The following is a 12,176-nucleotide window of genomic DNA, read 5'->3' as shown; positions in this document are numbered from 1 at the left end:
CCAGGGCACCGGGGCGGGTCGCCGGGCGCGCCTCGGGCATGACGCGCTGCGTTGCGGGCAGCGCCACGCCGGCCGCACGCAGTGCTTCGTTCACGTTCTCGACCGCGCCGTGGGTCAGGATGGGGCCGATGCCGGGATCGAGACCGGCGAGGATTCGCTGCGCCTTGCCAAGCGCATAGGCCCCGAGGATCGAGGCGCGTCCCGCGGCCGCATTCGCCCGCCACCAGGCATTGATGCCGCTCAAGACCTCGGCCTGCGGCGCCCAGCGGAAGACCGGCAGGCCGAAGGTGCATTCGCTCACGAAGGTATGGCAGCGGACCGGCACGAACGGGTCGGCGAGCCCGTCGGCCTCGGTCTTGTAGTCGCCCGAGACGACCCAGACCTCGCCGCCGACCTCCACGCGAACCTGCGCCGAGCCGGGAAGATGGCCCGCGGGATGGAAGCTGACCTCGGCGCCGCCGATCCTGAGGGGCACGCCATAGGGCAGCGTCTCCATCCGCACGTCCCCGAGCCTCAGCTTCAGCACCGGCGCCGTCAGCACGGTGCAGAGATAGGTATCGTGACCGGGCCGCGCATGGTCGGAATGGCCATGCGTGATCACCGCCCGCGCCACCGGGCGCCAGGGGTCGATGAAGAAGTCGCCGGCGGCGCAGTAGAGGCCGCGATCGGTGAAGCTCAACACGGGCGCGCGCGTCATGGTCCGGACTCTAGCCCTCCCGCCGCGCGCCACCACCGCAATCTGCGCTGCGCCGAAAAAACAGGCAAGGCGCGCGGCCGTAACCGACGGAAACCGGCGTCCGGCTTTCCTTCGCCGGAATCGCTGCCTAAGCTTTCACCATCGGGACGGAAGGGGCGGGGGATGGGGTCGGCGTACTTCAACGAGATGTTCGACGGCGCGACGGTCCGTGGGCCCTACGCGCGCCTTGAGGACTGGACCCGCGCCATGCCGGCGGAACTGCGGCAAATGAAGCAGGCGGAGGCAGAGGCGCTCTTCCGCCGCATCGGCATCACCTTTGCCGTCTATGGCGAGGGCGGCGATCCCGACCGGCTCATCCCCTTCGACATGTTCCCCCGGGTCTTCACGCAAGGCGAATGGCGTCGGCTCGAACGCGGAATCAAGCAGCGGGCGCGGGCGCTCAACGCCTTTCTGGTCGACGTCTACGGGCGCGGCGAGATCCTGCGCGCCGGTCGCATCCCGGCCCATCTCGTCTACGGCAACGTGGCCTACGAGAAGGCGATGGTGGGCTTCGTGCCGCCCAAGGGCGTCTTTTCCCACATCGTCGGCATCGACATCGTCCGCACCGGGCCCGAGGAGTTCTTCGTGCTGGAGGACAATTGCCGCACCCCCTCGGGCGTCAGCTACATGCTGGAAACGCGCGAGATCATGATGCGGATGTTTCCCGCGCTCTTCCGCGAGAACCGGATCGAGCCGGTGGAGGCCTACTCGGAACTGCTGCGCCGCACGCTGGCCTCGGTCGCGCCCGCGCGCTGCGAGGGCGAGCCCACCGTCGTCATCCTGACGCCCGGCCACTACAATTCCGCCTATTACGAACACTCCTTCCTCGCCGACCTGATGGGCGTGGAACTGGTGGAGGGTCCCGACCTCTTCGTCGAGGGCGGCCTTTGCTGGATGCGCACGACCGAGGGGCCGAAGCGGGTCGACGTGATCTACCGCCGCATCGACGACGCCTTCCTCGACCCCCTCTGCTTCCGGCCCGACTCCATGCTCGGCGTGCCCGGGCTCATGGATGTCTACCGCTCGGGCGGCGTGACCATCGCGTCCGCGCCGGGGGCCGGCGTCTCAGACGACAAGGCGGTCTATACCTATGTGCCCGAGATGGTGCGCTTCTACCTCGGCGAGGAGCCGGTCCTGCAGAACGTGCCCACCTGGCAATGCGCGAAGCCGGAGGACCTGAAACACGTCCTCGCGCATCTCTCCGACCTCGTCGTCAAGGAAGTGCATGGTTCGGGCGGCTACGGGATGCTCGTCGGCCCGAAATCCACGGCCGCCGAGGTGGAAGCCTTCCGTCAAAAGATCCTTGCCGATCCCGAGAACTACATCGCCCAGCCCACGCTCGCGCTGTCGACCTGCCCGTCCTTCGTGGCCGAGGGGATCGCGCCCCGTCATGTGGACCTGCGTCCCTACTGCCTCGTCGGCGAGACGATCGAGCTCGTTCCCGGCGGGCTGACGCGCGTGGCGCTGACTGAAGGCTCGCTTGTCGTCAACTCCTCGCAGGGCGGCGGGGTCAAGGATACCTGGGTGCTGGCGGAGTGACGCGATGCTGAGCCGGACGGCGGACAATCTTTTCTGGATCGGCCGCTACATGGAGCGAGCCGAGATGACGGCGCGGCTTCTGGAGGTCGGCGCGCGGATCGCGCTCCTGCCCTCGGCCGGGCACGGCTACCGCAACGAATGGGAATCGCTCCTCCAGGCCTCCGGCACGGCGGCGGGCTTTGCGGCGAAGTATGGCGACCCGGTGCAGCGCAACATCGAAAGCTACCTCTTCTTCGACCGCGACAATCCCTCCTCCATCGCCTCCTGCCTCGAACGGGCGCGCGAGAACGGCCGCATCGTCCGCACCGCTCTCACCTCCCAGGTCTGGGACGCGCTCAACACCGCCTTCCAGGAACTGCGCCGGATCGAGCGGCGCCCGCGCAGCCAGCTGGAACTCGGAGAACTGACCGAATGGACGATGCGCCACGCCGCCCAGGTGCGCGGCGCGATCGACACGACGCTTCTGAGGAACGACGGCTACGATTTCCTCGGCCTCGGCTACCGACTGGAGCGCGCCGACAACACGGCGCGGCTTCTCGACGTGAAATACTACGTGCTACTGCCGCGCGCGGATTACGTCGGCACCGGGCTCGACAGTTACCAGTGGACGACGCTTCTGAGGGCGCTGTCCGCACATCGCGCCTTCCACTGGGCCTATGGCGGCGACATCACCGCCGCCAAGGTCGCCGATTTCCTCATCCTCAACCGCCAGTGCCCGCGCTCGCTGACCACCTCCGTCGTCGGCGCGGCGGTGCATCTCGACAACCTCGCGGTGGCCTATGGCCGGCTCACGGCGGCGCAGGACGCGGCCGACGCGCTCAGGGACGAGCTGGCGCGGCTCACCATCGAGGCGGTCTTCGCCGAGGGCCTGCACGAATTCCTCAGCCGCTTCATCCGCCGGACCGCCGCGCTCTCCGCGGTCGTGCACGACGCGTACCTCAGCGGAGAGATGCGATGATCCTCACTGTGGCACACCGCACAACCTATCGCTACGACTCGCCGATCCGCGTGGCGGTGCAGAGCCTGCGCCTGACGCCTTCGGTCTTCGCCGGGCAGAGCGTCATCGACTGGTCGGTCGCCGTCGTGGACGGCCAGAAGGGCGCCGGGTTCCGCGACGGGGCCGGCGACTGGATCGAGAGCTGGTCGGTGCGCGGCCCGGCCGACCGCGTGACGGTCAGCGTCACCGGCACGGTCGAAACCTCCGACCTTGCCGGGCTGCTGACCGGCCACCGCGAGGCGGTAAACCCGGCGGTCTATCTCCGCGAGACGCAGGCCACCCGCGCCGACGCCGCCCTGACCGACCTCGCGGAGGCCGCCGCGACCGAGGCGCACGAACCGCTCGCGCGGGCGCATGCCCTGTCGCGCCGTGTCTCCGAGGCCATCGCCTACCGCCCGGGAGCCACCGAGGCGCACACAACCGCGGTCGAGGCCCTGGCGCTGGGCGAGGGCGTCTGCCAGGACCATGCCCACGCCCTTATCGCCGCCGCGCGCGTTCTGGGGATGCCCGCGCGCTATGCCTCGGGCTACCTCTTCGCGGCGGCGGACGGCGCGCCGCACGAGGCCGCCCACGCCTGGGCGGAACTCTGGGTCGGCGGGCTTGGCTGGATCGGCTTCGACCCGGCGAACCGCACCTGCCCGGACGACCGCTACATCCGCCTCGGCTCCGGTCTCGACGCCCGCGACGCCGCGCCGATCCGGGGGATCGCGCGGGGGCCGGGCCGCGAGACGCTCGACGTGACGGTTGCGGTCGCCCAAGGGCAGCAATAGTCTCCCGCCCGGAAAGACAGGGGGTCGCTTCATGACATATTGCGTCGGGCTCTTGCTCAATGACGGCATGGTGCTGCTGTCAGACACGCGCACCAATGCCGGGCTCGACAACATCGCGACCTACCGGAAGATGTTCACCTTCGAGGAGCCGGGCGAGCGCGTCATCGTCATCCTGACCGCCGGCAGCCTTTCGATCACGCAGACGACGATCGCGGAACTGCGGGAGGCCATCGACGATCCTGAGGCGACGCCCGAAACCTCGATCATGCTCGCCCCGACGCTGCTGAAGGTCGCCGAGGTCGTGGGCGACACGCTTGGCCGCGTGCGCCGCTCGGTGGACGAGAAGCTTTCCACCATGCGCCAGGGGGCGTCGGCCTCGCTCATCGTCGCGGGCCAGCGCAAGGGCGGCGCGATGCGGATGTTCCTCGTCTACCCCGAAGGCAACTTCATCGAGGCGACGGAGGACACGCCCTTCCTGCAGATCGGCGAGCACAAGTACGGCAAGCCGATCCTCGACCGCGTAGTGCGCCCCTCCACCTCGCTCGACGACGCGCAGAAGGCCGTGCTCCTGTCGATGGATTCGACGCTCAGGTCCAACCTCTCGGTGGGAATGCCGCTCGACCTAGCGGTCGTCCGCGCGGGCGAATGCCGTGTCTCCCATACCCGGCGGTTCGAGGCCGGGGATGCCGATTTCACCCGCATCAGCAAGGCCTGGTCCAAGGCGCTGCAGGACAGCTTCCTGAAGATCCGGATCTGATCGGCCCTCAGGCGCGGTGCGCGTCGAAGAACGCTGCGGCGGCGTCGTAGAACCGTGACCTGATCGCCGGCGTTTCCATCATCAGCTCGTGCTCGGCGCCCGCGACGCGGTCGAACCTCGACCCGGGCCAGCGCGCCATCCGCTCCTCGATGGCCGGGATGTTCACGATCCGCTCCTCGATGCCGAGCACGGTGAGGCACGGCAGGGCGGGTGACGCCATCCGGCGCAGATCGCGGCATTCGCGCAGCGCCTCCCGCAGCCAGGTGAGCGTCGGTCCGCCGATGGCGAGGTCGGGGTGGGCGGTGAGCTGGCGCTGCATGAACTCGAACATGCCCCGGTCGCGGGTCAGGAGATTCCCCTCGAACGGCGCCTCCAGCACGTAGGTCATGGGCGATGTGGAGGGCACCAGGCGGTCGCCGAGCCCGGCGACGGGACCAAGGATCGCGAGCGTCCAGGCGACCGGGCGCAGCGCGGGGTGCATCCGGATGCCCCACATCGGCGCCGAGAAGGTCACGGCGCGGACCGGCAGGCCGTCGTGGATCGCCCGCAGTCCGATGCAGCCGCCCATCGAATGGCCAACGAGGAACCAGGGCTCCGGCAGCGCCTCGGCCCGCAGGACAGCGACAAACGCCGCCACGTCGCGCTGATAATCCCGAAAGCGCCCGACATGACCCGGCGCGGGTTCGTCGAGCAGACGGTCGGCGATCCCCTGGCCACGCCAGTCGATTGTCGCCATGGCATAGCCTCGCGCCGCGAACTCCGCCGCGGCCGGGCCGTATTTCTCGACGTACTCGGTCCGGCCGGGAAAGAGCAGCACTGTGCCCTTGCCGCCGCCCCGCCAGAAGGCCGCCCGCACCCGCACCCCGTCGGACGTGTCGAGCCAGACGCAGGTCTCGCCTGCGGGGGCGTCGGCCACCTCCGCGAAGAAGGGCGCGGGCACCATCCCGTCAGCCGAGCGCGGCGCCAAGCTGCATCGCAAGGCCCATGTCGCCGTCGATGGAAAGCTTGCCCTGCATGAAGGCCGCCGTCGGGTTCACGTCGCCGGACAGGAGGCCCTCGAAGGTTTCGCGGTCGGCGGTGATGGTCACGTCGGCCTCATCGTCGCCCGCGCGCACGCCGGCGCCGTCGATCATCAGCGCGCCTTCGCCGGAGATGACGAATTTCGCGGTGCCGGGCAGGCCGCCCGACAGTTTCTCGCTCAGCGCGGCCACGGCCGCGTTCACCACATCGCTCATGCGTTCCTCCAAATGTGACCGCCGGGACCCTCGCGCGGGTTCGGCGTTTCGGCTACACTCTGCCCTGTAATGGAAAGCATCGCCACTCCCTTCCGGTCGTTTTTCCTCGTCTTTGCCGCAGCGTTATCGCTGGGTCTCGCCGCGAGCCTGCCGGCCGCCGCGGCCGAGCCGCTCGACCGGCTCTATGCCGAGCTTGCCGACCCCGCGAACGAGCACTGGCAGCGGACGCAGGCCGACATCCTGCGCGAATGGTCGAAATCGGGCTCTCCGGCGATGGACCTCCTGCTGAAGCGCGGGCGCGACGCGATGGAGGCGGGCGACCTTGCCGTCGCGATCGAGCATCTGACCGCGCTCACCGATCACGCGCCGGACTTCGCCGAAGGCTGGAACGCGCGGGCGACCGCCTTCTACATGGCCGGGCAGTTCGGTCCCTCGATGACCGACATCGCCCGGACGCTCAACCTGAATGACCACCATTTCGGCGCCCTCGCCGGGCTCGGCATGATTCTCGAGGAACTTGGCCGCGACGAGGCGGCGATCCGGGCCTATCGCGCCTCGCTGGCTATACATCCGCACCAGGACGCCCTACATCAGGCGCTCGACCGGCTGGAGAAGAAGACCTCCGGCAGGTCACTCTAGGATCGGGCAGACGGGCAGGCCGCCGCCAAGGCGACCCGAGGAGCAGGCGCATGAACGCGGGCGCGAGGGTCACGGCGGTCCTCGGACCGACGAACACGGGCAAGACGCATTACGCGATCGAACGGATGCTCGCGCACCGCACGGGCGTCATCGGGTTGCCCTTGCGGCTTCTTGCCCGCGAGGTCTACGACCGCATCGTCGCCGCGCGCGGCCCCTCCGTCGCCGCGCTGGTGACGGGCGAGGAGCGCATCGTCGGCGCCCGCGCGCAGTACTGGGTCTGCACGGTCGAGGCGATGCCGACCGACATCGGCTGCGACTTCCTCGCCGTGGACGAGATCCAGCTCTGCGCCGACCCCGAGCGCGGCCATGTCTTCACCGACCGCCTCCTGCACGCACGAGGGCTTCATGAAACGCTCCTCCTCGGCTCCGACACCATGCGCGGTGCCATTGCCGCCCTCGTTCCAGGGGTGCAGTTCCTGAAGCGCGAACGCTTCTCGACCTTGAGCTATTCAGGTTCGAAAAAGCTCAGCCGTATGCCCGCGCGGTCTGCAATCGTCGGGTTCTCGGTTGAAAATGTATATGCCATCGCAGAGCTGATCCGCCGCCAGAAGGGCGGGGCGGCGGTCGTGATGGGGGCGCTTTCCCCGCGGACGCGCAACGCGCAGGTGGCGATGTACCAGGAGGGCGCGGTTGATTACCTCGTCGCCACCGACGCCATCGGCATGGGCCTCAACCTCGACATCGGCCATGTCGCCTTCTCCGCCACGGCGAAATTCGACGGCTGGCGGATGCGACAGCTTTTTCCGCACGAATTGGCGCAGATCGCCGGCCGCGCCGGCCGGCACACGGCGCCCGGCACCTTCGGCGTGACGGGCGAGGCCGGGCCGCTCGACCCCGAGGTGATCGAGGCCATCGAGACCCACCGCTTCGCGCCGATCCGGCGGCTGAACTGGCGGGCCTCCGCGCTCGACTTCGGCTTGGTCGACCGGCTCATCGCCTCGCTGGAGTCGTCACCTGAAAGCGAATGGCTCCAGCGCGGGCGCGAGGCCGACGATCTCCGAGCGCTCAAGGCGCTTTCGGAGCTGCCCGCCGTACGCGACCGGCTCACCCACCCGCGCGACCTGCGGCTCTTGTGGGACGTCTGCCGGGTGCCGGACTTCCAGGGCATCTCGGCCCAGGAACACGCAAGCCTCCTCGCCCGCATCTTCGGTTTCCTCCAGGAAGGGCACGTCCCCGACGACTGGCTGGCGGCGCAAATCCGCCGCATCGACAAGGCGCAGGGCGATATCGACACATTGTCCAAGCGGCTCGCGTATATCCGTACCTGGACCTACGTCGCGCAGCGCACGGGTTGGGTGCAAGACGAAAGCCATTGGCGCGGCGAGACGCGCGCGGTAGAAGACCGCCTGTCGGATGCGCTCCACGCCGCGCTGACACAGCGATTTGTGGACCGGCGGACGAGCGTGCTCCTTCGCCGGCTCAAGCAGAAGGAGGGCCTCGTGGCCGAGGTGAACGACAAGGGCGAGGTGACGGTCGAGGGCGAGTTTGTCGGCCGTCTCGAAGGATTCCGCTTCCACCAGGACGGCACCGCTTCCCCCGACGAGGCACGGACCGTGCGACAGGCCGCCTACGAGGCGCTCAAGCCCGAATTCCACCTGCGGGCGGACCGTTTCTACAACGCACCGGACACCGAACTCGACTTCACCGAGCAGGGCGGGCTGATGTGGGGTAGCCACGCCGTCGGCAAGCTCGTGAAGGGGCCCGAGTCGCTGAAACCGCAGGTTGCGGCCTTCGTGGACGAGGAGGCCGGGTTCGACGTGGCCGAAAAGGTCCGCCGGCGCTTGCAGCATTTCATCGACCGCAAGGTGGCGACGCTCTTCGAGCCGCTTCTCAACCTCGGCCGCGACGAGACGCTCGCGGGCCTCGCCCGCGGCTTCGCCTTCCGCCTGACCGAGGCGATGGGCGTCCTGCCGCGCGACGGCGTGGCCGAGGAGGTCAAGGCGCTCGACCAGGACATGCGCGGCGCCTTGCGAAAGCACGGCGTGCGCTTCGGCCAGTACACGATCTTCCAGCCGCTGCTGCTGAAACCGGCGCCGACCCGGCTCCGCCTTGTGCTCTGGTCGCTTCACGAGGGGCTCGACGAGTTCCCCGAAAGCCCGCCGCCGGGCCTTGTCACCGTGCCGAACATCGAGGGCGTGCCGAGGGGCTACTACACGCTGTCGGGCTATCACCCGGCCGGCGCGCGGGCCATCCGCATCGACATGCTGGAAAGACTCGCCGACATCCTGCGCACACAGGACAGCCGCGCCGGGTTCGAGGCCAATCCCGACATGCTCTCCATCACCGGCATGACGCTGGAGCAGTTCGCCGATCTCATGGCCGGGCTCGGCTACAAGGGCGAGCGGGCCGAGCGCGAGAAGGTGCGCGCAGAACCCGTCGCGGCCCCGGTCGCCGAGGGCGAGGCCGTGAACCCGATCACCGAGGAGGAGGCGGCGCTCCAGACCGTCACCGAGACGGAGGTGTTCTATACCTTCACCTGGGCGCCGCGCCCGCGCGGCAACCGCGGCGAGCGCCCGGGTCGTGGGCGCCGGTCCGAAGGACAGCCGCGTGACGGCCAATTCCGTGAAGGTCAGGCCCGAGAAGGTCAGGCCCGTGAAGGCCAGCCCCGCGAGGGCGCCGAGCGCCGCGACGGCCGGCCGCAGGGCGAACGGCGCGAGCGGGGCGAACGTGGCGACCGGCCGCGCGGAGGGAAGCCGCAGGGGAAGCCGCAGGGCAAGCCCGGCGGCAAGCCGCGGCGCGAGGAGGAACGGCCGAGATCCTTCGAATCGCGCCCGCCGAAGGTCGACCGCATCGACCCCGACAACCCCTTCGCCGCGCTGCTCGCGCTGAAAGACAAGATCTGAGGCCCGCTTGGCCGAGGGCGAGCGCATCCGCATCGACAAGTGGCTCTGGCAGGCGCGGTTCTTCAAGACCCGCGGCCTTGCGGCGGAGGCGGTGTCGGGCGGCCACCTGCGGCTCAACGGCGCGCGGATGGGCAAGCCTAGCCATGCCGTCGGCCCGGGCGACGTGCTGACCTTCCCGCAAGGCGGTCAGGTCCGCGTCGTCCGCATCCTCGCCTGCGGCGCGCGGCGCGGCCCCGCCCCCGAGGCGCGCGCGCTTTACGACGATCTGGCCCCCGCCGCCGCGAAAACCTCCGTTCCGCCGGCCGCGGCCGCGGAGGACTGACGTTCGCGCCGACTGCATCCTCGGACCTGCGACGGTCTTTCCCATCCCCGCCGTCTTGCATGGCGCCCGCCTTGGGGCTAGGAGTCCTCTGCCCTTCGGAAGTCCGGACCCCGTGCCATGACCTATGTCGTCACCGACAACTGCATCGCCTGCAAGTACACCGACTGCGTCGAAGTCTGCCCGGTGGACTGCTTCTACGAGGGCGAGAACATGCTGGTGATTCACCCGGACGAGTGCATCGACTGCGGCGTCTGCGAACCGGAATGCCCGGCCGACGCGATCCGGCCCGATACCGAGCCGGCGATGGAGACATGGGTGGAGTTCAACCGGGCGTATTCCGAGAAGTGGCCGGTCATCACCCAGCGCAAGGACCCCTTGCCCGAGGCCGAGGCGCGCGACGGAGAGACCGGAAAGCTCGACAAGTACTTCTCCGAAGCGCCGGGGGCGGGGGACTGATCCCGGTCGACTCGGGGCGATTCGCTCCAGCGGCGCGAATCAGTCGCCGCAGGGCAGCGCAAGCGAAAAATATCGCCCGAGGAGGCGATTCGGGCGGCTATGCCGCAGGCGCAATGCCGACTTGCCGCGTTGCAGCCCTTTAAAATGCACGCCGTTTTTGCTATGTTTCCGTTACAAATGACGAGGATCTCTGCGCGTCAGGCTGCTCCACTCGGCAGCCACGGGGGTACTGGGCGATAGCGAAAGCGCGAAACGGTGGCTTTGCGGCCTCCGCGTTTTTCTGTCGCTGTGGCGTAGGCAGGGCAGTTGCGAGGAAGCGCCACGAATGACCAAGACGAAGAAGAACGATTTCCGCCCGAACGACTTTGTCGTCTATCCCGCGCATGGCGTGGGCCGGATCATGGCGGTCGAGGAGCAGGAAATCGCGGGGTTCAAGCTCGAACTGTTCGTCATCACCTTCGAGAAGGACAAGATGACGTTGCGGGTGCCCACGCACAAGGCCACCGAGATCGGCATGCGCCAGCTTTCCTCGCCCGACCTCGTGACCAAGGCGCTCGAGACGCTGAAGGGCAAGGCGAAGGTCAAGCGCGCGATGTGGTCGCGCCGCGCACAGGAATATGAGCAGAAGATCAACTCCGGCGATCTCATGGCCATCGCCGAGGTCGTGCGCGACCTGCACCGCACCGACGACCAGCGCGAGCAGTCCTACTCCGAGCGTCAGCTCTACGAGGCAGCGCTTGACCGGCTGACCCGCGAGGTGGCGGCCGTGGCCGGCGTCGACGAGGCCGGCGCCCAGAAGAAGGTGGACGACGTCCTGCTTTCCCGCGCCGCCTGACGGCCGTTGCAGCCTGACTTGACGACACCGGCGGCGCCCCTCGCGCCGCCGGTGTCGTTTCGGCGGCCCGCTTTCGGTCAAGGGTCCTCCGACCGCGCTCCGAACGAGCCGTCGGCGCCGAAGACCGGCTGTCGGTCCCGGTGCGGGATGTCCCCGAGCCTTGCAAGCCAGGACTGGGCGGAGCGATGCCAGAACTGGTCGCTGGGAATGAGCATGTTGCGCTGGCGGAGCGCGCCCACGCGCAGCGAGACCACCCCTGCGCCGTCCCCGGGCACAGCCGAATAGATCGGCGTACCGCATTTCGGGCAGAAGGTCTGTTCGCGCCGGTTGCCGCTGTCGCCGGTCTTGACATAGGTGCTGGGCGTGCCAGCCAGGAGGCGGAACGTGCCCGGGAGCGTCGCGACGACCGTCCGGAACGCCGAGCCTGAGAGGGTCTGGCAGTCGGTGCAGTGGCAGATCACAACCCGGCCGGGATCGACGTCGGCCTCGTATCGGATGCGGCCGCAATGGCAGGTGCCATCGACCTTCATGCGCCCCTCCGGTGAAAAGAGGATCATCCATGTCAGCCTGCGCCCAGGGTGGCCACGCGCGCAAGCGGAATCCTGACCGCCCGATCAGCGCTGCCCGGGGTCGCCGTTCAGCCGGTGGAAGATATGGGTGAAGGTCGCCGCGCCGAGGACCGGAACGAGGAGGTTCACGAAGGGCAGGGTGAGCGGCGCGGCCATCAGGAGCCCCGCGACGAAGATCTGGCCGCCGTGGCGCCGGCGCAGTTCCGCGGCCCCGGCGCGTCCGAGCCGCCGCATCGCCGCCATCTGGAAATACTCGCGCCCGAGAAGGTAGCCGTTCACGGCCCAGAACACGAGGGGCGCGAATGGGCCGGACAGGACGTAGAGCACCAGCGCCACCGCGTTGGCCGCGACGATGACGCCGAGGAAGCGCAGGCTGTCGCCCAGGGCCTCCGTGAATGGCACTGGGCGGGCCGGGGGC

The 12,176-nt window shown here is 69.0% G+C and carries 14 protein-coding genes; 9 read left to right on the top strand and 5 right to left on the bottom strand.

Annotated elements, in window-relative coordinates:
- Nucleotides 1-697, bottom strand: a 697-nt coding sequence (locus F9K34_RS13245) for a DNA ligase-associated DEXH box helicase (RefSeq protein ID WP_291337444.1), incomplete at its 3' end; no start/stop codon positions are given.
- 162 nt (nt 698-859) lie between these two features.
- On the opposite strand from F9K34_RS13245, the gene F9K34_RS13240 reads away from it, so the two are divergent.
- Genes F9K34_RS13240 through F9K34_RS13225 form a run of 4 tightly spaced genes read left to right on the top strand, consistent with a single transcriptional unit; the run spans nt 860 to nt 4,799 of the window.
- The gene (locus F9K34_RS13240) at nt 860-2,275 is read left to right on the top strand and encodes a circularly permuted type 2 ATP-grasp protein (RefSeq protein WP_291337443.1); all 1,416 of its coding nucleotides are present in this window, start codon (nt 860-862) and stop codon (nt 2,273-2,275) included.
- A gap of 4 nt (nt 2,276-2,279) precedes the next feature.
- The gene (locus F9K34_RS13235) at nt 2,280-3,233 is read left to right on the top strand and encodes an alpha-E domain-containing protein (RefSeq protein WP_291337442.1); all 954 of its coding nucleotides are present in this window, start codon (nt 2,280-2,282) and stop codon (nt 3,231-3,233) included.
- The gene (locus F9K34_RS13230; RefSeq protein WP_291337441.1) at nt 3,230-4,042 is read left to right on the top strand and encodes a transglutaminase family protein; all 813 of its coding nucleotides are present in this window, start codon (nt 3,230-3,232) and stop codon (nt 4,040-4,042) included. The genes F9K34_RS13235 and F9K34_RS13230 overlap by 4 nt, the downstream gene beginning before the upstream one ends.
- Before the next feature lie 31 nt (nt 4,043-4,073).
- The gene (locus tag F9K34_RS13225; protein WP_291337440.1) at nt 4,074-4,799 is read left to right on the top strand and encodes a proteasome-type protease; all 726 of its coding nucleotides are present in this window, start codon (nt 4,074-4,076) and stop codon (nt 4,797-4,799) included.
- A 7-nt stretch (nt 4,800-4,806) separates the two neighbouring features.
- Here the strand turns inward: F9K34_RS13225 and F9K34_RS13220 are convergent, their stop codons facing one another.
- Together F9K34_RS13220 and F9K34_RS13215 are read right to left on the bottom strand one after the other, a co-directional pair.
- Complete coding sequence (locus tag F9K34_RS13220) at nt 4,807-5,742, bottom strand: alpha/beta fold hydrolase (protein ID WP_291337439.1); 936 nt, start codon at nt 5,740-5,742, stop codon at nt 4,807-4,809.
- Nucleotides 5,743-5,746: 4 nt separating this feature from the next.
- Entirely contained in the window at nt 5,747-6,034 is a 288-nt protein-coding gene (locus tag F9K34_RS13215) for an SCP2 sterol-binding domain-containing protein (protein ID WP_291337438.1), read from the bottom strand.
- A gap of 69 nt (nt 6,035-6,103) precedes the next feature.
- On the opposite strand from F9K34_RS13215, the gene F9K34_RS13210 reads away from it, so the two are divergent.
- The 5 genes from F9K34_RS13210 to F9K34_RS13190 all read left to right on the top strand — a co-directional run bounded on the left by F9K34_RS13210 (nt 6,104) and on the right by F9K34_RS13190 (nt 11,189).
- A complete protein-coding gene (locus tag F9K34_RS13210) occupies nt 6,104-6,673 on the top strand; it encodes a tetratricopeptide repeat protein (protein WP_291337437.1) in 570 nt (189 codons plus the stop codon).
- A gap of 50 nt (nt 6,674-6,723) precedes the next feature.
- Nucleotides 6,724-9,576, top strand: coding sequence for a helicase-related protein (locus F9K34_RS13205; RefSeq protein ID WP_291337436.1), 2,853 nt, complete (start codon nt 6,724-6,726; stop codon nt 9,574-9,576).
- 25 nt (nt 9,577-9,601) lie between these two features.
- Nucleotides 9,602-9,898, top strand: a complete 297-nt coding sequence (locus F9K34_RS13200; protein ID WP_436405744.1) for an RNA-binding S4 domain-containing protein — start codon at nt 9,602-9,604, stop codon at nt 9,896-9,898.
- Nucleotides 9,899-10,015: 117 nt separating this feature from the next.
- Complete coding sequence (fdxA, locus tag F9K34_RS13195; RefSeq protein ID WP_291337434.1) at nt 10,016-10,354, top strand: ferredoxin FdxA; 339 nt, start codon at nt 10,016-10,018, stop codon at nt 10,352-10,354.
- 325 nt (nt 10,355-10,679) lie between these two features.
- The gene (locus F9K34_RS13190) at nt 10,680-11,189 is read left to right on the top strand and encodes a CarD family transcriptional regulator (protein ID WP_291337433.1); all 510 of its coding nucleotides are present in this window, start codon (nt 10,680-10,682) and stop codon (nt 11,187-11,189) included.
- Between the two features lie 77 nt (nt 11,190-11,266).
- Here the strand turns inward: F9K34_RS13190 and F9K34_RS13185 are convergent, their stop codons facing one another.
- Nucleotides 11,267-11,719: a GFA family protein gene (locus tag F9K34_RS13185; RefSeq protein ID WP_291337432.1), complete on the bottom strand. Its 453-nt coding sequence runs from the start codon at nt 11,717-11,719 to the stop codon at nt 11,267-11,269.
- 84 nt (nt 11,720-11,803) lie between these two features.
- On the bottom strand, nt 11,804-12,176 hold a 373-nt coding region (locus F9K34_RS13180), incomplete at its 5' end, for an EI24 domain-containing protein (RefSeq protein WP_291337431.1).

This window comes from Albidovulum sp., assembly GCF_008933605.1.
GTDB lineage: Bacteria > Pseudomonadota > Alphaproteobacteria > Rhodobacterales > Rhodobacteraceae > Albidovulum.
This window is presented reverse-complemented; position numbering and strand designations above follow the sequence as displayed.

What these genes read in the sequence shown, in the direction of transcription:
- F9K34_RS13240 (WP_291337443.1), top strand. Translation starts at nt 860, where the DNA reads ATGGGGTCGGCGTACTTCAACGAGATGTTCGACGGCGCGACGGTCCGT.
- F9K34_RS13225 (WP_291337440.1), top strand. Translation starts at nt 4,074, where the DNA reads ATGACATATTGCGTCGGGCTCTTGCTCAATGACGGCATGGTGCTGCTG.
- F9K34_RS13235 (WP_291337442.1), top strand. Translation starts at nt 2,280, where the DNA reads ATGCTGAGCCGGACGGCGGACAATCTTTTCTGGATCGGCCGCTACATG.
- F9K34_RS13185 (WP_291337432.1), bottom strand. Translation starts at nt 11,719, where the DNA reads ATGAAGGTCGATGGCACCTGCCATTGCGGCCGCATCCGATACGAGGCC.
- F9K34_RS13210 (WP_291337437.1), top strand. Translation starts at nt 6,104, where the DNA reads ATGGAAAGCATCGCCACTCCCTTCCGGTCGTTTTTCCTCGTCTTTGCC.
- F9K34_RS13215 (WP_291337438.1), bottom strand. Translation starts at nt 6,034, where the DNA reads ATGAGCGATGTGGTGAACGCGGCCGTGGCCGCGCTGAGCGAGAAACTG.
- F9K34_RS13230 (WP_291337441.1), top strand. Translation starts at nt 3,230, where the DNA reads ATGATCCTCACTGTGGCACACCGCACAACCTATCGCTACGACTCGCCG.
- F9K34_RS13190 (WP_291337433.1), top strand. Translation starts at nt 10,680, where the DNA reads ATGACCAAGACGAAGAAGAACGATTTCCGCCCGAACGACTTTGTCGTC.
- F9K34_RS13220 (WP_291337439.1), bottom strand. Translation starts at nt 5,742, where the DNA reads ATGGTGCCCGCGCCCTTCTTCGCGGAGGTGGCCGACGCCCCCGCAGGC.
- fdxA (WP_291337434.1), top strand. Translation starts at nt 10,016, where the DNA reads ATGACCTATGTCGTCACCGACAACTGCATCGCCTGCAAGTACACCGAC.
- F9K34_RS13205 (WP_291337436.1), top strand. Translation starts at nt 6,724, where the DNA reads ATGAACGCGGGCGCGAGGGTCACGGCGGTCCTCGGACCGACGAACACG.